Here is a 20,893-nt window from a genome sequence, read left to right as displayed (position 1 = left end):
TTTTATTATTGTGATAACGGACTTATATAAACAAGCGTGCTGAAATAGAACGGTTGGTCCGTTGAACTTATGTTTCCTCTCACTGTTATTTGAGCTTTTCTGCGTACATGAGTATCTTTTTTATTCTCATCGTCAATCTCGGATAAAACCACATTTACGGTTACCTCTTTCAAGCGCTGTTCATACGTCGTTATGGCTTGTAACAAAGACTCCTGAACTTTATTCTCCCAATCGCTGATTTTTACCAATTGACTGAATTCCAGTTCCCATATTACAGAGCCATAACTTTCTTTACCAATTACCTCTCCATAACGTGAAACAATCAGCAACATTATCTGCTGTGCAATGGATTCTTCATAAGAACATCTTTCGAGTTTCCCGCTTACAGCTGCCTTCAAATCTATTGGTATTTTCAGATAACTCATGTCTTTTAGCTTTTATGTTTATTGTTGGTTTTCGCAAATATACGGTTTTTTATTAAAAACCCTAAGTTTTTCCATAAGATTCTTCTATATAAATTTGATGAAACAAAAATAAATTCGTATATTGCGCCCGATGCATCTTAAGAGTGAATTAAAACGGATTATTAACATATAAAGAAAAAATTTATGGGAATGTACAATTACGGAATTGGCGGCAATGAAGTTAAGGTCGATGCGAATGAGTCTATAGCCGAGATCCCTTCCAACCGAACTTTAATTGTCCAGAAACTGACAGACGATGCTCCTTCTGAGCCTGAGTGTGTTTACGGTTTGCAGACCATAGAAGATGTGTTTGGGCGTTTTGAGCCTACCGTGCAACTGGAACATGTAGATGCAGAAGGCAACGAAGTAAAGGAGGTTATGACTTTCAAAGGCCTTGGAGACTTTGGAGCGGGCAAAATTAAGGAGAACAGCGAGTTTTTGAGCGAGCTGGATATCGAACGTGAACAAAGTATCAAGATTGCCCGACAGCTTTCTTCTAATAAGGCTCTCCAGAAAGTGATAGAAAATCCTGCTTTAAGGGAAGCTTTGGCTGAAGTCCTGGAAATCTCTATGCAAGAGATTAATGAAGCTCAATCTAAGTCTAAAATTTAAAATTGAGATTTATGAAACCTGAAAATGAACAAAAACTACAACAGGCTGTAACGGCTACTTCTGTTCAAACAACCTCTCAAGGTAAGGCCGCTTCTGCCTCCGCAATAGATCGCCTGAAAGAATTCGGTGGCTTTTCATTCTTGGAAAATATTATTGACGGGTATTCAAACATGAACCCTAACAGAAAGGCTCGTCGAAATATTTTCTTGACTGATGCACAGTGGGATGCTGAGCGTAAAGCTCTCGTCAGACGTTTAGGTGTATGGGTAGATTTGCTCCGCAACAATACCACCACAGAGCAAATGCGTGATAAGGCTAAGGAAACTGCTCTTCAGGCCGAAGAATTGTTGAATAAGAATTTGAAAGCCGCATTGGCTCGTACCCATGATTTGGAAGTAGCTTACCGTTCCGTTGCATATTTCTATAAAAATACGGAAAATGACAAGGTCAAGAATGTTACAATTGTTAATGCCAGTATGGAACAGTTGCGTGATTTGGATAATACTGTTTTTGCTGACTATATCAACAAAGAATTGAAACAAAATTTTGACCGCCTGGATTTACGCCGTAATTATTCTTTGCTTGTTGTGCCTGGTTATTTGGGCTCTAATGCTATTTTGGACAAATGGTCTAAGATGGCTTATGACAACAAGGCATTCCTTATTACAGACTTCCAAGACTTGGAGTCTCCTGATGATGTAATTGATATATTCTTTAATGCAGATCACACAAGTGGTGATGCTTTCAAGTCAAATACAGTGATGACATGTAACTGGCTGCTTGGCCGTGCAAAGGAGGATTCCGTAGGAGAAGAAGAGAATCTTTATGTTCCGCCATCAACAGCACTCGCCGGTAAAATCTATGGGACATTGATGTCTCAGGTTGTTGCCGGAAAGAAATTTGGAGGACTCAATGAAGTTGAAAGTGTTCGTTTTGACTTGAAGCGTAGTGAAATCTCTGAACTTGAACGGATGGGACTTGTTCCGATGGTTAATGAATATAGCAAAGTAATGGCTTTCTCTGCCAAAACTTTGTTCAATGGAGATAACCTCGGTTTGCAGACTTATTCTGTTGTACGTGTGTTCGACTATATTACGAAAGTATTGTTTGACTTCCTCAACCGTCGTGCATTTGAAAACTGGAACACTCGTACAGAAGCGGATTTACGCTCTCAGATTGTAAAGTTCCTGGATAGTGTAATGGGGCCCAACAAACTTATCGAACGCTTTAAGGTGGTGAAGATTGAACAGGATCCGAACCAGAAAGACCGTATCTTGTTGGATATACATATTACACCGTTCTTCCCTGCTAAGAGTTTCGTCATTCAGCTTGCCGGTCACAAAGGTGACGGTCCGGAAGAAGCTGTTTGGGAAAGTGAGTACAAGCAAGAGTAAATTATTCTTTTACCAGCAAGCAATATGTCCTTTTTTGAGAAGGGATTATTGCTTGCTGTCTTTTTATACAATGGCTTTATGGATAATATCGAGAATTTAGGGTTAGTATCTTATCTTAATTCACAATTGGCATCGGCATGGCGTATGGCTGCTGATAGTTCAAGCTATGCAGAAACGCCAGAACAATATTTGTGTAAAACGATAAATATGTCTCTCAAAACAAACCCGCAAACAAAGGTTGAATTGGATTTATTTGCCCAAGAAGCAATGAAACAGTTGCTTTCGAACTCGATGCTGTTGAGGGAGAATGGAATTCCTACAGAAAATAATTCTTCTTTCTTTGACAATTCTTTAAATGTCGCAGGTAAAGTTAGTAGTGGTGTTGGATTTTATGCCGGTTATAAACAATACGACCTTTACATTGAAGCTAAGTGGAATAATGGTGTGGGGAAATGGAAAGGGAAAAACGGTGTATGGTATATGGAAAAAGTTGAAGGGAAAAAGAATTTCTTTGGAAATCAATATACCGGTGCAAGAAAAAATATTATTGCTGAATCAGAAAAATATGCTAATATTGGAAGCAAACTGTTTTGGATAGGTTGCGGTATTTCTATATATCAAGGTATTAAATCTTTTCAGGCGGGAGATGGTCAAGGGGTAATTAAAGCTGGAGCTGATATAGCCGTAGGAATTATAGCTACATGGGGTGGTCCGGTTGGATGGGCTATTAGCGGAATTTATATGTTTTTAGATTTGGCTGGAGCATTTGATCCAAGGTATACTAAGTGTGTATCACCTTATGCCAATAACCCTCATGTTCATTTGCGGGATAAAACCTATGTTAAACCTCCTGTTATGCCTACATATTTACCCAGGAGAGTGTCATCAGCTCCTACCAGCAATGCAGTATTCCGACAAGGTTATAAAAGATATTAATTTATATGAATGTTTGGAAATATATCTATATTAAGTTTTATAAATTTCGACGATGGGGGTTGGGTAAAACACTCGGAGAAGATTATGCTGCAATGTTGTTTGTAGCATCTTTTGATGTGCTTTTGTATTTTGGAATACTAATACTTATAGACAAATGGGTAGATAATGTATTATCAATAAAATATGAGCCATTGTATTTTGCTCTTTATTTATTGGGAATGTTTACTATTGAACGGCTTCGTAACCGTTCAATGTGTAAAAATGGAGCTTTTGAGCGTATTAAAAAGGAAGTTGAGAATGAACCTGAAAAGTTGAAATGGGGTCTTTTATCCATCCTATATATGATATTTGTGTTTCTCTTTTTTTTATCGTGTTGCTACATTGGAAAGTACGGATTAAACTTTTGAGGATGACTGTATGAACCAAATACAATATACCCCACTGGGTGTTTGAGAATATAGATCTATTGAAAGGAACTTTTTCAGTCGTTTATTTTATTTACGATTATATTTGTGACATTGGTCATGTATTGCAGATGTCGGTTTTAGCTTCATCTTGAAGACTATTTCAGAAGATCAGAAGCTCATTGTTGATTGGTGTCCTTTTTTGTCTAATGTTTTTTTACATGGATTGGTTTATATTGATTTTAGCATATTTTCATCATTCAACCATATAAAAGCATTGAGCCTTATTTTATTAAACTGGTATTATATTCTTCCTCCTTATTTCTCTGAGATAAATCCTATTTTACTCTGAATATTTAATTTCCTGTTTTAGACTTCGTACTAATTATCTTGCTGTTTATTTTGCTCTCTTGGCGTTATTGTCGGCCAGATTTTATTATGCAAAGATACATCTCAGGCTGTACCACATGTACCGCTTTGCTAATTTACGTCATATTTTTTCAGAAGTCTTCCACAAATCGTAGATTAGGGTATTCTATAAAAATATTCCTTCATTTACATGTCTGAACATCCCTTATCGCTGATATTCTAAGCATATAAAATTCATTCCCGACAATGCAAGCTAAGAGCTTCAAAAAAGAGGGAAAAAGATGTTTAACAATTAAAAACTTGGAATTATGCCAAATTGGTGCAGTAGCAGTTATGTCTTGATAGGCAGCGCAGATGAAGTGAAAGAACTTTATGGAATAATGAAAAAGCTGGAACAGAGAAAAAAAGCATCCATTGAAAACGGTTTCGGAATAACTTGGCTTGGCTGTCTTGTTGATGCATTGGGAGAAGACTGGAAAAAAGTGTCTTGCCGTGGGGAATGGAATGCAGTCAGCAAAAGAGGAAATACATTGAGGTTTACGACAGAAACGGCATGGGGACCTTGTAATCAGGTCTTTGACCTTGTTTGCAGAAAATATCCTTCTATCAGATATTATTTTCAGAGTGAAGAACCGGGAATGGTTGAATACCTTACCAATGATAAGGAGGGAAAATATTTCAAGGATAAGTATTGTGTCGATGTTTATACTCCGGAAAAAGAATTTAAGCATAGGCATTTTTTAGATGAACAAAGTCTGTATAAATGGCTTGGAGATATACTTGGTACTATCGTCACTTCTGCTGATGATGTTGAAAAACAAAATAAACGATGGTATGATACTGGCAGTTCGGCTTTTTGCCACATTTATGAGTTCAGGAAAATTTGAATATATTGTGAGTGGAACAGGAATGACATTATCCTGTTCCACTTTTTTGTAATCTTATGGGGATAAGATACTTTTATATACCATCGTGTCCTGCCTTTTCTAAAAAATAGTCTTTTTATTTTGGTAGCATATACCCTTGTCTCACCATTTATCCTTGCCGTCTTGATTTTACCATGCAAAGGTAAAGCGTACGGAAGGATTCCAAGTACCGTTTTCACTATCAGTTATCTGATTTTACCGGCAGCCTTCCACAAATCAAAGATTTGGGTATTCCAACAAAATCATTACTGCTTACTTGGCTTACCATCCTTTCACGCTTTTGTTTTCGGCATGAAAATTCATTCCCGACAATGAAATGGAGCGAAAAGCTTCAAGTAAAGGGAAAATAAGATGTTTAACAATTAAAAAACTTGGAATTATGCCAAATTGGTGCAGCAGTTCGTATGTCATTGAAGGTGACAAGAATGAGGTTAAGAAACTTTATGGTATCATGTCTGAACTCGAAAAAATGGAAACACCAGCCGTTGAAAACGGATTCGGGACAGCGTGGTTAGGATGTCTGGTAAATGCTCTTGGAGCTGATTGGAATAAAGTCTATTGCAGAGGAGATTGGAGCAGTCTTGAAATGGAGCGAGACACTTTGAAATTTTCGACAGAAACAGCATGGGGGCCTTGTAATGAAGTCTTTGACCTGATACAGCAAAAGTTCCCTTCATTGAGTTATTATTATCTGAGCGAAGAGCCAGGTATGGGAGTATTTCAGACAAATGATAAGGATGGCAAGTATTTTACGGATAAATTTCGTGCCGATATTTGTACTCCAGAAGAAGAGTACCAGTGCGAATATTTTGAAGATAAGCCAAGTATGTTCAAATGGTTGGAAGAGATATTCGGTCAGCCAGTCACTTCTGATGAAGATATTGAAAAATTAACTGATGAATGGGAGAATGCCAATGAGAATGCGTTTTGCAACATTGATGAATTTGTAGTGATAGAATAGAAATTGGTGAAGCAGGGTTATGGACACTAACATGACTCTGCTTTTTGTTCTTGGCAACATAGCTTTTATACCCTTTTTATTACTGGCCTGTACGGATTTTCTTTTTCCCTCTTTTATTTACCGCTTATAAGTATTCAGCTCATGCTTTTACGCAGTCGCCGGCCTATCCTTGCTACTGAATTTTATGATGCAAATTTACAGCATCGGGACGGACATCAAGTACCGCTCTGCTAATTTGCTTCTGAATTTGTCGGCAGCCTTCCACAAATCACAGATTGGGGTATTCCGTTAAATTCGTCTGCCATTTACTTGCCTTTACCATCCATTGAATGCTGTCGGTTGCATATAAAATTTCCTTCTGCAAGGAAGCCGGGAAAGCTTCTACAGGAAGGGAAAAAATGAAGTTTAACAATTTATTTTTTTTGTATTATGCACAGTAAGATTTTTCAAATTACCCAGAAACGTGTAGAAAAGGACTGTTATTTGAATGAGGATACTCTTATGCAGGGGGCAGGTAGTTTTTTTGACTATTGCGGAGAAATTGATGAGGAGGAACGTCAGTTACATATTGAAAATTTGGTGAATGGAGTATTGCCAAAAGGGATGTTTGAGTTTGTGTCCAAAGATACCATACGATACTTGGGGGGTGCAGATGAATGGAAACAAAACTTTGCCAAAGCAGTTCGCTTAAAGGCAGAAGACGTAATACCTGAGAAAGTACAAGAGTGGATTGGCCCGGTCTATCAGCTTGAGAAATTCCTTAAAAATCCTTTGGATACTGGCTATTGGTTTTACATGGATGAGAATGGCGTGCAGTCTTATGCAGAGCAATCCTACGAGTTCTTGCGTGAAGTTTGTGGTCTTGAGCCTGGTACATTGCTTTATATAGGTGGTGTTATTGATTATCATTTCTGATTTTATGTCATGTAGGTGGCTTGCTGGTATTCATTACCGGCAGGCTGCGTCTTAATTAGAGCAAGTACACTTTTATAGTTGCTTCCCCTTTTTATCTTTTTCATACTCTTCTTCCTTTTCTACATCTTTAGGAGAATCTCCGTATTTTGCAATAAACTCGCGTCATTTTGTTTTTTACTCAGCAAATGTACGGTGGACGGATGGCTGCCCAAGTACCGCTGTCGCTACATCGTCAAATTTTTCCGAAACTTTCCGGAATCACAGATTACGGTTTTTCATAAAATTTCATCCTCTGTTCCTTGTTTTTCATCCTTCTTTCCGCCGTGATGTTCGCACGTAAAAATCAACCTTTCGGCGAGTCTAAAGGCTCAAGATAAGGGAAATAAATAAACTTAATAAATATTTGATTATGGGAAAATATGATTTTATCAAGGAAGGAAATGTCTTGTTTTGGCACGACCCTGACAATGGACTCTCTGACGGTGTGTATCAAGTAGTTTCTGTGCCGGAAGTTATAGAGGACGATAGTATAATTCTTATTTCAGCATCAGGTTCTGAAGCGGAGGTTTATCCGACGGAACTGTCCCCGATAAATTCAGGCAGGAGTTACAAGGAAACATTCTTACGTTGGAAGGCCGAGCGTGAGGCAGACGGTAAGGTGTTTTATGACAGGCTTTCAAAGGTAATGAAAACGGACAGTAAAATGAAAGTCGGTGATAGGGTCATCTTTACAAACGATGCCGGTCTTGTGTACGGGCCTTATGAGGTGCTTGCTTTTGACAAGCCCGATAATGGCAGATCCCGGTGCGTATATATCGACCACGATTGCTATTGGCTTTCGGAAAGTCCCGACGATTTGCTGCTCGTTCCAAAAAAGAAGTACGTGATGACAAAGGAAGACAAATATCTTAGTAGGCTTTGCAAAAACATTATTGCTGGACGTTTTGATTGGCGTAAGTACTGTAGGCAACAGAGTTACTTCGGTCGTGAAATCTGTGTGACTCCATTGTTCTGCTCTTATGGGCAGGTAGGCTATACGGTTTACTTCCCATATTCCGGTATGCCGGATGTGGAATATGATTGGGAAATGAGAGAACTCACAATCGACGAAATGGATTATCGGAAATATTTTGAACAGGAGCAGGGGTGAAAGACAGAGAGGACGGGAAGGCACTCCCGTCCCTCTGTTTCGCCCCTCTGTTTTACCTTCTGAATCCGCTTCGTTCCATTTCTTCCTCTTCTTGGTATTCTTCCATACTTTCCAGCTTTTCATTCACTTCCGTCAGGTTGTCATCCAGCGCCTTATCATGGTTATACTCGAAGCTGTGCTGCACTGCCAGTCCCGAATTGGTTGCAGAGCCTACGTCCAATGTGTCTTTTTCCCTGTTATAGTTGATATACAGCACTTCGCCATTGGGCATCTCAAAGGCCGGAATATTCTTTTGTGATATTTCCGCAAATTGTTCTGCTACCATAGCTTTTGCCACCTCCTTTACGTCATTGCTGGCTCTGCCTATTCCATATCTGCGGATATGGTCACGTACTTCTTCTTCCGTATATTTCAGCATAATGTCATAGGTTCCACCTACGCTTCCGTTATACACCACGGCGAAGTTCTGGTCTTCAATCAGCAGGTCATCTCCACGATTCTGTAATGGTGATGAGTAAGTGTACTGTTCATCCATGCCGTTACCGTCATAATATTCTTTTGCAAGGGTTAGCAGACCGTTATAGTCCCCCTTGTCCTTCAGTTCTTCCAATTGCTTGGTATCATCCGCCATTTGCAGATAGGCTACAGATGCGTAATACATCTTTTCTTTTGGTGCTTCTGTCTGTTCCTGCTTTTCCGCCTTTTCTATTTCTATATCTCTGGCAATCTGGTCTATTTTCTGCGTAATCATGGATGATGCTTTCTTTACATCCATTAGCACAGTCTTAATGTACTGGGGGGACTCCTTCAGGTTATCCAGCCACGATTTCAGGTACGGACAGCTGTCTTCCTTGATATGCTTTGTAATGCCGTATCGTTGGGCTGTCAGTGCTCCGCATAACTCAGCCACAAGCTCCTCGTCGCTGTACTCCTTTGAACCGAATGCGGTCGGCTTAAAACGGTCTAGTACGCCTTCTGCGCCTGTCGAATGTCCCATTTCATGGAACAGGGTTCCATAAAATGATTCTCCGCTCTTGAACTGCACTTTCTCCGGAACGGTGATTTCGTTCTTGCTTATTGAATAGTAAGCATCATCCTGATGTCTCACATTGATGGGGCAGATCCACAGGTTGTCACGTATCATTCTGTCAGCCGGTTCAAAGCTGAACATTTCGCCTTCATGAACAAATGGGCGTCCGTTTTCCTGTTCCAGCTTTTCCCACAGTTCTGGACGAGCTTCTTTCAGATTTGTCTGAGCGACGTTAAACACGCGGAAAACCTGCATTTTGGGGTACACGTTATACTGTTCCTTCTCATCATTTGACAGACTCTTGTACTCATCATATTTGATCTTTTCCTTGGTTTCCTTGTGGATGCAGGTGAAGGTGGTCAGCATGACAGGAAACGATTTCTCGCCTTTCTGTACCGAAACCCGCGGCAATTCTTCACCGTCCTTGCCCGGCTTGTTCAGTCGCTGTACACAATCAAAGGTGCAGAACCTCGGTATATTGTATCCCTCTTTTTCGCAGTGAAACATGAGTAGGCTCGGTATGGGACGCCTTGTCGTCTTTCGGCGATAGGTTTCCCCATACCTGCCTCCAAACCGAACGTACATGTCTCCATGTATTCGGCTTTCCGTTGGTAATGTCAATTTTCTGTTAAACATAGCTTTGAATCAGTGTATTGCATTTTTCGCATACTGCCAATGTCTTGCGTCCTCTCTTCAGCATCAATCTATTCCACTCCGTATCTGCTTTCAGTTTACAGAGTGTTCTGACATGGTGCATTATCAGTGGCGCTTTATTTCCGCAAAGTTCGCACACACAGTTATTTAGCCTTTCTACAAGCGATGCCTGCGGCAGAAAATATGTATTCGGCATGTGGTCACATTCTGCAAAATCATTGACAGTTTTTCTTCTGAACCCCTCATTGTACAATACCCTGCACTTTTCTTGACCCTTGTTGTCCATATATCGGACAACAAAGTCCTGTCCTTCACGATAACGTTTCCATTCTTTACGCATGGTACTGTTATGTTTGTGTGCAAGAGTTTTAATGCAACTGCGTTTCATGATACCTCCGAAAGTACCTCCGACAGCTGAGATGTTATTGGCTATCGAATAGTAGTTATAGAACCCTCTTATTTCAAGGTTGTATCTGGCTATGATATCCTCCTCTTTCATGCTTGTTAGGAAACCTCTGGATTCAGCCCACCATATTTCTTTGCCATTGACTTGTTTTATTGCCATAGCATTCATAGCGAGCAGTTTCTCCCTTGCAATTTCAGTAGGGACATGTAGCCTTACATTTCCGTTGAACATTCGATTCGTTCTACCGAGGCTATTCTTTACCTTGCTTTCGGAACGTTGTACATAAATTTCATATCCGAGAAATTTTGCCTTGTCCTGTGCGTTTGTGATTAAGGTCTTTTCCTCAGACAGCTCAAGTTTTAGTTGTTCTTGCATGTACTTTTTGAGGTCTGCCTTTATCGCTTCACAGTCAGCTTTACTGCCGATAACCCCTATAAGGAAGTCGTCAGCATATCTCACGTATTTTAGTCGTCTGTACTGTTCATCCATGTCATTCCCATACGGGAGTTGTTGCATTTCTGTACGCATGTTTCTGATTTGCGAGATAAGGATTTTCCTTTTCTCCACGTCAGTTTCGGCGTTCAGTTTACGTTTCAGCGAGTTTCTTTTGTTGCAAATACGGTTGTAGGCTGGATTTACCCGTCTCTTGTTACCCTTGTCGAACCTCTTGGCATACTCGTTCATGAACTTATCAAACTTGTCAAGATAGATATTCGCCAGTATTGGACTGATGATTCCACCTTGAGGTGTTCCCGAATAAGTATGATTGAACTGCCAGTGTTCTACATATCCGGCTTTAAGGAACTTTCTAATCAAGCGAATAAAGCGAACATCGTTTATTCTTTCTTCAAGTATGCTTATCAGTACGCTATGGTCTATGTTGTCGAAGAATCCTTTAATGTCTCCCTCGATGAACCATTTAGCTCCGACAAACCTTTTCTGAATGCTTGATAGTGCGGTGTGGCAGCTTTTGAAAGGTCTAAACCCATGTGAGGTGTATTCAAAATACCCTTCATATATGGCTTCAAGTATCATTCTTACCACCTCCTGTACAAGTTTGTCTTCAAAGGAGGGTATGCCCAACGGACGCATTTTACCGTTCTTCTTGGGAATATATACCCTCTTTGCCGGATTAGGTTGATATGTCTCGTTTTTGAGACTTGCTATAAGAGATTCTATTCTTTGAATGCTCATTTGGTCAATGGTCTTGCCGTCAGTGCCAGGTGTCATATTGCCTTGCTTAGTGTAAATACGTTGATAAGCAACATAAAACATCTGTTCATTGAATAGATTTCGATACAGCCTTTCGAACCTGTAGCCCGAAACTTTGCTGTGTTCACATAAATTGTTTAATACTTGCTTTGGATTTCTCATAATGTCTCTCACATTATCCGTTGTTTGTATTAAAATTACCAACTGCTTCCCTTCGCCATGTACAAAGCTTTCCCTTGCTCAGACTACTACGGAAGCTCCGTTGCCATGTCGGGTATTCAGAGTCTTTACCCATAGCCTTTTGGCATCCCGATTTAGGCAATCTCCAGTTAGCACGCATAGTAACTATTGGCACGACAGATTGTCGGATGCGACTTTCGTTCTTTTCTTGCTTATCGCAAGTGCGTCGTGGTTGATACCTTTTGCCCATATTCCTAATGCTTTGGAATTGAGTACCACGAGAGGGCGTAGATATAACTGCCTTTCCGCCCACGCCACGCCTTATGCCGCTGAACTATCGTTGAACCAATGCAGGCTTCATCCTTATATCTGTCTTTCCCCCTCACGGAACTGTGTCGCATGACAGTTAGCCACACATTCCGTTTTACTGAAATGCTGTTTTCACCTTTTGCTTTCGCTCGGGGCTTATTCAGTTGGGAGTAGAACATATTGTATCCTATTCTAATCTCTTGCCACAGAGATATTTACTATGCGACCATTCTGGACGCACGCATCAACGCATTCATGCCGTTGTATTCGCGTCCGGCCAGATTACGGGGCCACTGGAGTGCTCCCTCTGTAAACCAGGGTTTTTTCCAGTCCTTACCGATGGTCTCCAGCTTTTCTATCATCATCTCAGCGAACAGGTCAAGAGCCTTGTCTTCGCTGTTCGGTCCGTCCGCATTGCGTTTCCTGTAACTTGCCATATCGTCAGTTGTCGTTAGATGCCGGAACGTATTGGTTTATCTCCTGACAACGGCATGTAATATCAACTTTGCCGTTATACAAGGAGAAATCGATTTCACCTTTTGCCTCTATTTTGGTAGCAGGCTGCAACCAGGATTCACGTTGTTTGTCGAAACAAAAGAATCTTACCCACAGGTATTCGAAATTTTCATTTACCTTTTCTGCGCTAAAGGCTGAAAAACTGAAGAACGGTTTGCCGTTTTTGTCCGTTCGTTCATCTACAGTTTTTCCAACTTTGCCGCGGAATGTGAGTTCCCCCTGCAGGCTGTCTGTGTCGCCTGCTCCGGCTGGTACGATACTTTCTGCCGACAGGTTGAAGTAAGTCTTGTCGCCCCTGTGTTTCGGTATCAGTACGCCTGTCACCTTTACACGCATACCGCTTCGCAGACGTGATGCTTCTTCCTGTGTACCGTCCATGCTGACGCTGATTTCCACTGTCCCGCTCTGGCCGTCCTTTCCTTGGATGGCGGTCTGTACGGTCATACTGACGAACTGTTTCCCTTCTTTTCCGTTTCTGATGATGGCATCACGGCTGATTAAGCCGCATACCGTTACATTACATTTGATCATAAAGTGTCTTGTTTATTAGTGTTACATGCCCACAGACCATGTATGTGCTGAATATTGATGTTGAATGCTGAAATGATTCTGTCTAATCGGGTGCACGGATTTTTATATAGACCATCCATGCGGCGATGGCTACCTGTACGGTTACGACGACTGCCGTACCTTTCCAGCCGACCAGCCGGTGGCATATCAGGATATGCATTGCCAGTGTGGATAGTCCGAGTACACATTTGCTTATTGTTATCACCACGCGTTTTGTCATGTCTTTTATGTGTTTGTTATGTCTATCTTTTCATGGTTTCCGTCTGTGTCTGCTGTTGCGACATGCCTTGTTCGAAATTACGGGAGGCGGTTTCCGAAAGAATTACGGTATTCAGCAGTCCGGTCACCCGCATCCGTTTGGCTTCTTCTGAAAGCTCGTTGTTGTTTAATACGGCAGACAGTCGGCTCAACTCGGCCGATGTCAGCTCGCGTGATATTTTCAGTTCGCCGTTATCTGCTTTCAGGATAGCCTTCCCGTTTTCTTCAATGCTCAGTTCACAAGTTCTCATGCCCGGCATCAGGGATGTCAGGTCAAGCCTGTGCCTGTCCATTGCAGCCGAGATTGCGGCATTCTGCTCTTCTTCGCTTTTCGCATCTATCTGCGTAGCTAATAGCATCAGTGATGTGAAAGCGGTCATCGCCATTTCTACGATGGGGTCATTGCATCCCGATATGCCGACACCGCTATCCTCCGAGGAAAGCAGTTTCTTCATCCAAGCATCAGGATTCATGGTCTTATCTATGTTTATGTTCTCGTTATCCCTGTACTTGGCTAGAAGGTCACTTCCGTTGTACATCACCTGCTGTTTTATATTTCCTTTTTGGGCGATCTCTGCTAGATAGGCCGCCGGATCCACCTCACGTTTCGTTCCGTCGCTGTATATGTTTGTCACACCGAAATGCAGATGCTCACCGGTTGTTCTGGTTCCCGTGTTTCCGGAGGTTCCGAGCCGTTGTCCTGCATTTACGCTGTCACCGGCTTTTACGGCGATGTCGCTCAGATGCATGTAGGTGCATTGTACCTTGTTCCCGTCCGGCCTACTGTATTCTACTGTTATCGTCTTACCTCCGCCAGAGTTCACATTATTGTTCACCGACACGACCTTTCCTCCGTTTTCCGTAGCCAGCACCGTGTCCCCCTTGCATCGTATGTCAAGTCCCTTGTGCATCTGCTGCTTCTCCTTGTTCATCGGATCCTGGCGCATACCGAAGGCCGACGTTACAAAGAGGAATTCCTTGCGTTCCACCGGAAATGAATACTTTTCTGCCGTTCCTGCCTTTTCTTCTCCGTGCAAAGGATTCTGCTCAATACCGAAATTTTTTCCCTGCGCGGCCATTTCCTGCATGACCTGACGATCGTATTTGTCAAGACCGTTATTTTCGATGATTTTCTGTAGTGTAGCTGCATAGTTTCCTCCAGTTGCATATCCGGCTTTTGCTATTCCTTCTGTCCATCCCTTATAGTCATCCGCACGGAGATTGAAGCACTCGGCATAGCGGCTGTTCTCTTTCAAAAATCTGGAATGATGTTCGAATGATTCGCCCACATTGTCATAGCTGCAGAATTTTTCGTTCGGCTTGTCATCTGTGTAAAGTCCGTATCGGCCACCCTGCGCAATCCAGTCGGGAGTAGCCTTGATCCCGAAGTGGTTATTCTCGTTCTGTGCCAGACGGCTCTGTCCGTTGCTGCTTTCCAGAATGCCTTGGGCAAGTGTCACGGATGCCGGTATGCCGTAGCGGCGCATCTGCTCCATGGCATACTCTGCATACTTGTCTGCATATTCTTTATTTTTACCTGCCATATCCTTATCTTCTTAATGTTGTACGTTGTTCCTCTGATTCTTTGCTCCCGTCTTGTCCGGGCACTTGGCCTGTATCTCTGGTTGTGCCTTCGGATTGCCTCCCACCCGACATGCCTTCAGACTGTTGCGCGGCTTTGCCTCTTGCTTTCTCCAGTTCCGGAGCATCACAGATGACTACACGTTCACCGCCTCTGATCAGTTTGGGCAGGTACTCGTCCAGTTTATGATAAGGAAACTCTGCCGATTGTGCAAAGCCCCGTTCACTTCCTCCCGAAAGCTTTTTTACGATAATTCCCAGTATGCTGGCACCCTTTTCTGCATCTTCATTGTACATACGGTAAAAGTCACCCTTCCGTACCAATTGCAGGGCATCAGGATGTTTTGCCTTTATCCTGTCCCAGGATTCCCGCTGTGCAGACGTTTCATTCTGTATCGTCTTTTCAGCACTGTCTTTTGCGGTCTCAGTTGTCTGTTGTCTTTCGGCATCCTTTTCCTGTTTTTCTCCGGCGTGTTCTTCCTGCGTCTGTCCCTGTTGCAGTACGTCTGCAAACAGCGTTGCAGCCAGGTTGCGTTTATACTCATTCTTGTCCTCTGCCAGCCACATGCGTTGCCACTGCTGGGGAGTCATGCTTCTCGGTTGCATACGGTTGCCGTCTATGGTAGCCGCACACTGGATGCCGTCTTTCTTCGTCTTGAATACGCAGACCTTCTGTATGCGGTTCAGGTCTATATCCCTGGTGTCAGTACTGAACAGGTCCACCTTCAGGTCTGGTTTTATCTCTGCCAGTGCATAATACTTGTGTGCCAGCTCCATGCGTACCTTGTCGATGTCATCCATTGCCTGTTTCAGCGTGGTGAAGAAACGGTTCACATCCTCCTTGTCCGGATAAACGCTGTATCCCGGTTCATTCTCCGGTTTCAGATACAGGGCCCAGCGGTTCTTGTCATCCTGTACCATCTGTATCTTGTCAAAGCATTTTTCATTGGCTTGTTTTACGGCTGGAGTAACGTCCAGCGTAGAGAGTACTTCCATTGTCCAGTTTTTCAAACGGGCCAGCGACACTTGTTTTTCTGCGAAATACGCATCATCGGGTCGGTAGCCCAAGGCACCGTCCGGATTGAAGAAACGTACGTTTTCTATACCTTCCAGTCGCAAGGCACGTTCGATACGTGCTTTGTTCATGCCCGGAACCTCATTGTCCACCTCCGTAGAAGCGCCTGCAGGCAGTACCACGTCTGCCTTCTTGCCCTGACGGTCTATGACAAGCACGATGTTCTTGTCTTCCTTGTTCGGATATCTGCTGATTTCATCCGCTACAAAATAGTGCTTTGGAAGCTGGTCGCGCAGGTCAGTTGTCTTTTGCCGGTTACGCAAAGTGGCATATTCTATTCTTTCGCCTTTCTCCGCTTTGTGAATCACCTCAAGGGCGTTGTTCACGTCACTTTCCAATGCGTCTATCAGAATAGGGTTTTCTTTGAGTTCCCTGTTCCAGTAGTCTGCCATCTTCATGCTTTCTTCCGTCAGTCGTGCCGGCAGGCCAAGTTCCAGCATCTTGATTCCGGATGCTATTTCTACTACCAGCCTTTCCTGTTTCAATGCATCTTCCGAAGGTGGCATCCCGTTTTTCATCACCATACCTTCTCGTGCAAGTCGCTGCTGGTGGCCGGTGGCACTCACAATCTGACGAAGGGCTTCCTGTATATAGTCATGGTAATGTTTGAAATCTCGCTGTCGGGGCATATACACCGCGTCACGGTCTGTCTCATAGTGGGGCATACCGCTTCCGTCCGAACGTACAGGGACAAGATACTCGCGCATTTTCAGCAGGAAATCGTTGAATCGGATGTGCAGCTTGCGTTCGTCAGCCTCCGAATATCCTTTCTCCGTGATGCCGCCGTCGGTCTTCAGAGCAAGGTCGTAGCCCCTTTCGTCCACAGAGGGAAATGTCGTCTGATCGATGTTGAACAGGGTGCGTATTTCACGGTTGTGAATGCCTTTGTACTGTTCCTTTACTTCCGGTTCCAGCAGGAGATAATCCCTTCGGGTGATAATATCCTCCGGGTTGTTGCGGTTCACATAGCGGTTCCAGTTGTAGTAGAGGAACGGGACTCCCTGCTCATGTTCCCTTACTGATGTGCCGCGTGCCTTGGCATCGGTGTACAGGGTGAACAGATTTGTCTTGCACCCTTTGCTGTCCGAATGCAGGGCCATAAACAAGGCGTTGAACGGACTGGCCGAGACTCCTTGCGGGTAGAGTCTCGGATAGTGCTTACCGGCTGCATTGAGCCAGTGGCCGTTGGCATCCGAAGCGCTGCTCAATGCCGACGAAAGCAGTTCTACTTGCTTTTGTGCGGCATTCTTCTCTATTTGCGACTTTTCTTTCATATATTGGATGTGTTTGTGTTGTTGATTTTCTGCTAGTTTTACTGGATACCTCTGCTTCTGGCCGCTGATTCCTGTTGGCTGCTGTCGTAATTTTCCGCAGCCATCTGACGCAGTCTGTCACTTTGGGCCAGTATGGCGTTGGCCAGTGTGTTCAGAGGCACTGCGCCGCTGCGGTAGGCATCCGCTACTGTCGGACTGATTTGTATGGTGCAGGGCACACGATCTATCGTGGCAATTAGCGTGCAGCCCTGCAATACCGGATTTGCGATACGTGGATTCAAAGGTTCGTCCGCGTACCGCTTGTATTGCAGGTTTCCGCTTTCTTTACGGGAATATCCGTTATCCTCGTTCTGTTGGTTTGACAGGGCCTCCTTACTGGCCTTGTTCAGCAGATTGGCACCGCCAAGTCCCATGAGAAGTATTTTCAGCAGCGGGTTTCGGACAAACAGTCCGGCTACAATGCTGGCTATCGGCAGAAGGTTGTCTTTCAGTCCGAGGGATTTCGTTTTTCCGGTAAATAGTCCCAGCAGCATATCCGGCAGCATGGCAATGATATAGCCCAGATTACCGGCTACTTTTCCCATTCCGTCAAGACCGAAAGAGCGCAGAAGACCGTCCCATCCGTTTATGTTGGTTTGTTCAGCTTGGCTTTCCGTCTTTTCCCGGGTTTCGATAGCTGTTTCGACATCCTCCGCATTTTGTCCGGTATATCCGTCGGTCTGTGTTTCAGTATTATTCTTTGTCTGTTCCCTTTCAGCTTCAGCTTTTTCCTTCAGCATTTCCTGTTCTTTCAGGTAGGCATCCTCATATCCCGGGGCTACCACAAGGGGGACGTCTTTGTACTGATCTTTACGTTCTTTTCCCGGCATACTGTAGTTCTTCATCCATACCGGTTTTTCATTTTCTTTTTTGCTCCAATCCATAAAACCAAAATTGATGACAGGTATTTTGTTTCTCAGCTGTCCGTTGACTTGGGCAATCAGTGTATTTTCCTTGGCTGGAATCATGGTCGCTTCCTTACGGAAAATGTCGAACACATTGTTCTCCTTCCCGAATACGCCTTTGCTGATACATTCCTCTACGGATTTTTCCCGGGGAGTATCAGGCATAAGGCTGTCGGCGGCAGCAGTCAGTGCCACATCCATACCCACGAATCTGGCAAGAGAGGCCCACGAGCCGGCACCTCCCAGCATAATGGCGTCAGCCGAAGCGCCCAGTACATTTCCGGCACCCTTTTCCAGCGTACTTGGATGATAGGCAGCCTCACTGCGTGATTCTATCTCTTCGGCCAGCGGCGAACGTCCCAGTGTCTGGGCCAGTCCCAGCAGACTCGATTGTCCGGCCTTTCGGATAATGTATTCGGCCGATGACTTGGGTATCCGGTCGTTCACCAGCTTGTCCACCATCAGTTGGTCCATCCGGTAGTCCAGATAGGCATACGCCAGATCACATCCCAGTTTCTCAGAAAGGGCATCGTAACGCTTACGTCCGATTTCCGCCACTACGGTTTCACGCCACCGACCGGCCATACAAGCCAGGTCACGCTGGATGTCATCCGAGGCCAGAATGCGTTCCTTACACATTCCGATATACTCTTCCGTAGTCTTTGAGTTCCATTCTCCGGTCAGTTTGAGTGTCTGGTATGGATCTCCTAAAGGTTGTCCTGCAGTTGCCATCATACCGAGAATACCGCTGACCGAGGTAGAGTATTCCTTCATTTCCTCCACCTGCTTACGGTTAAGATAAGCCTGCGTTTCATTCATTACCGGTACCAGGTAACAGCGGAAATAACTGCTTGCAAGAGCCTCCATTTCCGCAAACCGTCTGCTATTGATTCCGTCCATATCTTGTTATTGTTTCGCTATACCATGTTAATCTGTTTGAGCAACTGCTCCTTGGTCTGCTCGATGGCGTGGTGATATACTTCCATCTGTCTTGGAAAATATTCTTCCAGCCATTTGTCCTTCTCTATGTTGTCCTGCAGGAAGCGTACTGCCTGGTCACGTTCAATTTCCACCGATGCTTCTCCTTCATCATGGTTGTTGAACCATGCCTTTGTCCACCAGCGGATGCCGAACCGGTCAGGATATACAGAAACTATCCTCGGAATGTCGAAGCTCTGGATGTCTATATCCAGTCCCGCCAGCGGATCGATCACACCTCCGCTGGCTATTGCTTCGCTATGGAGTTTTTTTTTAATTCCTCATCAGTCGTATTCAGGAATATTTCGTGTCTGAGTGCCAGGTAGTTCAGAAAATCCCTGATAAGCAGGTTCTGTACCTTTCCGGCAAGTGGCAGGGCCCTGTGTCCGAGTCCCAGCGGATTGGCCATACTGGGCATTCTTTCATAGAAGTACTCCTTTACGGCTCCCATGGTGAACAGATGACGCAGGTTCTGTTCCGTATGTTCCGGAAGCGTATAAGCACCGGATCTCAGGTCGTCCATATAAAGTGGAAGGAAACGGAGCATCAGTTTTTCTATTTCCTCTCTGTCATTATCGTAGTCAGTTACTACGGTCATTCCTTCTTCGTCAAAGTCTGCTGCGCTGCCGGTTGTCTGTCTGGCTGCCCGGATATTTCCGTACAGCATGGTCAGAAATTCAAGCGGATTCAGTTCTTCTCCTTTGAAGCGGGTTTCCAGATGCAGCAGGTCACCGCTAAGTGCCACTGTCTGTCCGGCTTTTACACGCTGTCCGAACTGTGCAAATACGTTCGACAGATGCCCGTAGGTCACTTCGTAGCAGTCATATCGGATAGTCTGACAGATACCGTGCACCGGATTGTTTGACACGCCCGACACGATACCGTCCGCAAGGGCTGACAGCATCCGGCAGTGCACGTTGAAGTCAATGCCGTGATGAAAGAACTTTTCTCCAGTTGTCGGATGTACCTGTTCGCCATATCCCAGCGACATTTCCACATCTTTTCCACGTACTTCCTCAAACGGCATACAGTAGCCGCTTTTCGAGTGCAGGATCATTTCTTCTGTATATTTCATATATTGTATTGTTTTTAAGTTCTATCTTCTCATGCCTCCCGGTCGCACTTGCTCTTCTTCCGGGGCGGCTTGTGGTTGTGTCCTTACGGCATTTTCCTGTGTGGGTGTACGGGCAATACCCGAATTGTTGCCGATAAGCATCATTCCCAGCAGTGCACCGGCGATTTTGCCGAGCCATCCGAAACGGCCGAATACGAGGAATGCGGCCGCTACCAGTCCTGCGATGCTCAGGCCTGATACGTTTCCACGCCCCAGATTGCCGAAAAAGTTTCCTATCATCGTTCCAAGTCCTCCGCTTGTCGTTTCTTTCAGGAAGTTTGATATTCCGTCCAGTTTCCCGTCCAGCCCGGATACAGCTTCCGTTACTGTATCCATTGCCGCTCCGGCTTTTTCCTTCAGGGCTTTCATTCCATCGGTCGTACCGGCAAGGGTATCCGTAGCATTTTTGCCTACTACAGCTTCGCTCACAATCCTTGCCACGCTTTTGTCCGATGTCAGTTTTTCCCAGCCTACATAGCCCACAGCACCCGTTACCGTAGCTGCCTTTATAGCATGACCGGCCGTGCGCAATGTTCTCGTAGGATGCAATATTGCACTTCCGGCCGTTTTTCCGGTCTCGGCAGCTGCTGCTCCTACACCTTTGGCAGCCTTGCCGCCATATTTTAATAAACTGCTCCAAAATCCCATATCTTTTCGTATA

At 44.2% G+C, this 20,893-nt stretch carries 19 protein-coding genes and 2 pseudogenes; 9 read left to right on the top strand and 12 right to left on the bottom strand.

Annotation, left to right across the window (positions count from 1 at the left end; all coding sequences use genetic code 11):
- Nucleotides 1-5: 5 nt before the first annotated feature.
- On the bottom strand, nucleotides 6-425 hold the full coding sequence (locus BQ5591_RS16920) for a GPW/gp25 family protein (protein WP_071150214.1): 420 nt from the start codon (nucleotides 423-425) through the stop codon (nucleotides 6-8).
- A 183-nt stretch (nucleotides 426-608) separates the two neighbouring features.
- Between BQ5591_RS16920 and BQ5591_RS16915 the strand changes: the two genes are divergently transcribed.
- From BQ5591_RS16915 to BQ5591_RS20975, 9 genes and pseudogenes are all read left to right on the top strand, one after another.
- Nucleotides 609-1,076, top strand: a complete 468-nt coding sequence (locus BQ5591_RS16915) for a hypothetical protein (RefSeq protein ID WP_071150213.1) — start codon at nucleotides 609-611, stop codon at nucleotides 1,074-1,076.
- An 11-nt stretch (nucleotides 1,077-1,087) separates the two neighbouring features.
- Nucleotides 1,088-2,470: a DUF5458 family protein gene (locus BQ5591_RS16910; RefSeq protein WP_071150212.1), complete on the top strand. Its 1,383-nt coding sequence runs from the start codon at nucleotides 1,088-1,090 to the stop codon at nucleotides 2,468-2,470.
- Between the two features lie 78 nt (nucleotides 2,471-2,548).
- Nucleotides 2,549-3,406, top strand: coding sequence for a hypothetical protein (locus BQ5591_RS16905; RefSeq protein WP_159434500.1), 858 nt, complete (start codon nucleotides 2,549-2,551; stop codon nucleotides 3,404-3,406).
- 5 nt (nucleotides 3,407-3,411) lie between these two features.
- The gene (locus BQ5591_RS16900) at nucleotides 3,412-3,813 is read left to right on the top strand and encodes a hypothetical protein (RefSeq protein WP_071150210.1); all 402 of its coding nucleotides are present in this window, start codon (nucleotides 3,412-3,414) and stop codon (nucleotides 3,811-3,813) included.
- Nucleotides 3,814-4,487: 674 nt separating this feature from the next.
- Nucleotides 4,488-5,066: a hypothetical protein gene (locus BQ5591_RS16895; RefSeq protein WP_071150209.1), complete on the top strand. Its 579-nt coding sequence runs from the start codon at nucleotides 4,488-4,490 to the stop codon at nucleotides 5,064-5,066.
- 418 nt (nucleotides 5,067-5,484) lie between these two features.
- Nucleotides 5,485-6,066, top strand: a complete 582-nt coding sequence (locus BQ5591_RS16890; protein WP_071150208.1) for a hypothetical protein — start codon at nucleotides 5,485-5,487, stop codon at nucleotides 6,064-6,066.
- A gap of 429 nt (nucleotides 6,067-6,495) precedes the next feature.
- Nucleotides 6,496-6,981, top strand: a complete 486-nt coding sequence (locus BQ5591_RS16885) for a hypothetical protein (RefSeq protein WP_071150207.1) — start codon at nucleotides 6,496-6,498, stop codon at nucleotides 6,979-6,981.
- Between the two features lie 409 nt (nucleotides 6,982-7,390).
- Nucleotides 7,391-7,849: pseudogene (locus BQ5591_RS16880) on the top strand (hypothetical protein); the annotation flags it as partial.
- An 18-nt stretch (nucleotides 7,850-7,867) separates the two neighbouring features.
- On the top strand, nucleotides 7,868-8,131 hold the full coding sequence (locus BQ5591_RS20975) for a hypothetical protein (RefSeq protein WP_083381060.1): 264 nt from the start codon (nucleotides 7,868-7,870) through the stop codon (nucleotides 8,129-8,131).
- A gap of 52 nt (nucleotides 8,132-8,183) precedes the next feature.
- On the opposite strand, the gene BQ5591_RS16875 is transcribed toward BQ5591_RS20975, so the two are convergent.
- The 11 genes and pseudogenes from BQ5591_RS16875 to BQ5591_RS16830 all read right to left on the bottom strand — a co-directional run bounded on the left by BQ5591_RS16875 (nucleotide 8,184) and on the right by BQ5591_RS16830 (nucleotide 20,880).
- Entirely contained in the window at nucleotides 8,184-9,746 is a 1,563-nt protein-coding gene (locus tag BQ5591_RS16875; protein ID WP_239496915.1) for a zincin-like metallopeptidase domain-containing protein, read from the bottom strand.
- A gap of 43 nt (nucleotides 9,747-9,789) precedes the next feature.
- Nucleotides 9,790-11,595, bottom strand: coding sequence for a reverse transcriptase/maturase family protein (locus tag BQ5591_RS16870; protein ID WP_071150798.1), 1,806 nt, complete (start codon nucleotides 11,593-11,595; stop codon nucleotides 9,790-9,792).
- 569 nt (nucleotides 11,596-12,164) lie between these two features.
- Nucleotides 12,165-12,359, bottom strand: a pseudogene (locus tag BQ5591_RS16865) (ArdC family protein); the annotation flags it as partial.
- Nucleotides 12,360-12,363: 4 nt separating this feature from the next.
- Nucleotides 12,364-12,969, bottom strand: a complete 606-nt coding sequence (locus tag BQ5591_RS16860; protein WP_071150205.1) for an OB-fold nucleic acid binding domain-containing protein — start codon at nucleotides 12,967-12,969, stop codon at nucleotides 12,364-12,366.
- A gap of 82 nt (nucleotides 12,970-13,051) precedes the next feature.
- Nucleotides 13,052-13,228 carry a hypothetical protein gene (locus tag BQ5591_RS21630; RefSeq protein ID WP_162841933.1) on the bottom strand — a complete coding sequence of 59 codons (177 nt, stop codon included), beginning with the start codon at nucleotides 13,226-13,228 and terminating at the stop codon, nucleotides 13,052-13,054.
- Nucleotides 13,229-13,250: 22 nt separating this feature from the next.
- Nucleotides 13,251-14,810, bottom strand: coding sequence for a glucosaminidase domain-containing protein (locus BQ5591_RS16855; RefSeq protein ID WP_071150204.1), 1,560 nt, complete (start codon nucleotides 14,808-14,810; stop codon nucleotides 13,251-13,253).
- A gap of 4 nt (nucleotides 14,811-14,814) precedes the next feature.
- Nucleotides 14,815-17,196 carry a MutS N-terminal domain-containing protein gene (locus BQ5591_RS16850; RefSeq protein WP_071150203.1) on the bottom strand — a complete coding sequence of 794 codons (2,382 nt, stop codon included), beginning with the start codon at nucleotides 17,194-17,196 and terminating at the stop codon, nucleotides 14,815-14,817.
- Between the two features lie 38 nt (nucleotides 17,197-17,234).
- Entirely contained in the window at nucleotides 17,235-19,040 is a 1,806-nt protein-coding gene (locus BQ5591_RS16845) for a hypothetical protein (protein WP_071150202.1), read from the bottom strand.
- A gap of 17 nt (nucleotides 19,041-19,057) precedes the next feature.
- The gene (locus tag BQ5591_RS16840) at nucleotides 19,058-19,342 is read right to left on the bottom strand and encodes a hypothetical protein (RefSeq protein WP_071150797.1); all 285 of its coding nucleotides are present in this window, start codon (nucleotides 19,340-19,342) and stop codon (nucleotides 19,058-19,060) included.
- A gap of 23 nt (nucleotides 19,343-19,365) precedes the next feature.
- On the bottom strand, nucleotides 19,366-20,193 hold the full coding sequence (locus tag BQ5591_RS16835) for a M23 family metallopeptidase (protein ID WP_071150201.1): 828 nt from the start codon (nucleotides 20,191-20,193) through the stop codon (nucleotides 19,366-19,368).
- A gap of 21 nt (nucleotides 20,194-20,214) precedes the next feature.
- Nucleotides 20,215-20,880, bottom strand: a complete 666-nt coding sequence (locus tag BQ5591_RS16830) for a hypothetical protein (protein ID WP_071150200.1) — start codon at nucleotides 20,878-20,880, stop codon at nucleotides 20,215-20,217.
- Nucleotides 20,881-20,893: the final 13 nt, after the last annotated feature.

The sequence above is a fragment of the Bacteroides ndongoniae genome (genome assembly GCF_900108345.1).
Classification (GTDB): domain Bacteria; phylum Bacteroidota; class Bacteroidia; order Bacteroidales; family Bacteroidaceae; genus Bacteroides; species Bacteroides ndongoniae.
Note: the sequence above shows the minus strand (reverse complement) of the source record. Positions and strands in the feature narration are given on the sequence as shown.

Excerpts from the sequence above, each read along its gene's own strand:
- BQ5591_RS16920 (WP_071150214.1), bottom strand. The coding sequence starts at position 425 with ATGAGTTATCTGAAAATACCAATAGATTTGAAGGCAGCTGTAAGCGGG.
- BQ5591_RS16915 (WP_071150213.1), top strand. The coding sequence starts at position 609 with ATGGGAATGTACAATTACGGAATTGGCGGCAATGAAGTTAAGGTCGAT.
- BQ5591_RS16910 (WP_071150212.1), top strand. The coding sequence starts at position 1,088 with ATGAAACCTGAAAATGAACAAAAACTACAACAGGCTGTAACGGCTACT.
- BQ5591_RS16905 (WP_159434500.1), top strand. The coding sequence starts at position 2,549 with ATGGATAATATCGAGAATTTAGGGTTAGTATCTTATCTTAATTCACAA.
- BQ5591_RS16900 (WP_071150210.1), top strand. The coding sequence starts at position 3,412 with ATGAATGTTTGGAAATATATCTATATTAAGTTTTATAAATTTCGACGA.
- BQ5591_RS16895 (WP_071150209.1), top strand. The coding sequence starts at position 4,488 with ATGCCAAATTGGTGCAGTAGCAGTTATGTCTTGATAGGCAGCGCAGAT.
- BQ5591_RS16890 (WP_071150208.1), top strand. The coding sequence starts at position 5,485 with ATGCCAAATTGGTGCAGCAGTTCGTATGTCATTGAAGGTGACAAGAAT.
- BQ5591_RS16885 (WP_071150207.1), top strand. The coding sequence starts at position 6,496 with ATGCACAGTAAGATTTTTCAAATTACCCAGAAACGTGTAGAAAAGGAC.
- BQ5591_RS20975 (WP_083381060.1), top strand. The coding sequence starts at position 7,868 with ATGACAAAGGAAGACAAATATCTTAGTAGGCTTTGCAAAAACATTATT.
- BQ5591_RS16875 (WP_239496915.1), bottom strand. The coding sequence starts at position 9,746 with ATGTACGTTCGGTTTGGAGGCAGGTATGGGGAAACCTATCGCCGAAAG.
- BQ5591_RS16870 (WP_071150798.1), bottom strand. The coding sequence starts at position 11,595 with ATGAGAAATCCAAAGCAAGTATTAAACAATTTATGTGAACACAGCAAA.
- BQ5591_RS16860 (WP_071150205.1), bottom strand. The coding sequence starts at position 12,969 with ATGATCAAATGTAATGTAACGGTATGCGGCTTAATCAGCCGTGATGCC.
- BQ5591_RS21630 (WP_162841933.1), bottom strand. The coding sequence starts at position 13,228 with ATGACAAAACGCGTGGTGATAACAATAAGCAAATGTGTACTCGGACTA.
- BQ5591_RS16855 (WP_071150204.1), bottom strand. The coding sequence starts at position 14,810 with ATGGCAGGTAAAAATAAAGAATATGCAGACAAGTATGCAGAGTATGCC.
- BQ5591_RS16850 (WP_071150203.1), bottom strand. The coding sequence starts at position 17,196 with ATGAAAGAAAAGTCGCAAATAGAGAAGAATGCCGCACAAAAGCAAGTA.
- BQ5591_RS16845 (WP_071150202.1), bottom strand. The coding sequence starts at position 19,040 with ATGGACGGAATCAATAGCAGACGGTTTGCGGAAATGGAGGCTCTTGCA.
- BQ5591_RS16835 (WP_071150201.1), bottom strand. The coding sequence starts at position 20,193 with ATGAAATATACAGAAGAAATGATCCTGCACTCGAAAAGCGGCTACTGT.
- BQ5591_RS16830 (WP_071150200.1), bottom strand. The coding sequence starts at position 20,880 with ATGGGATTTTGGAGCAGTTTATTAAAATATGGCGGCAAGGCTGCCAAA.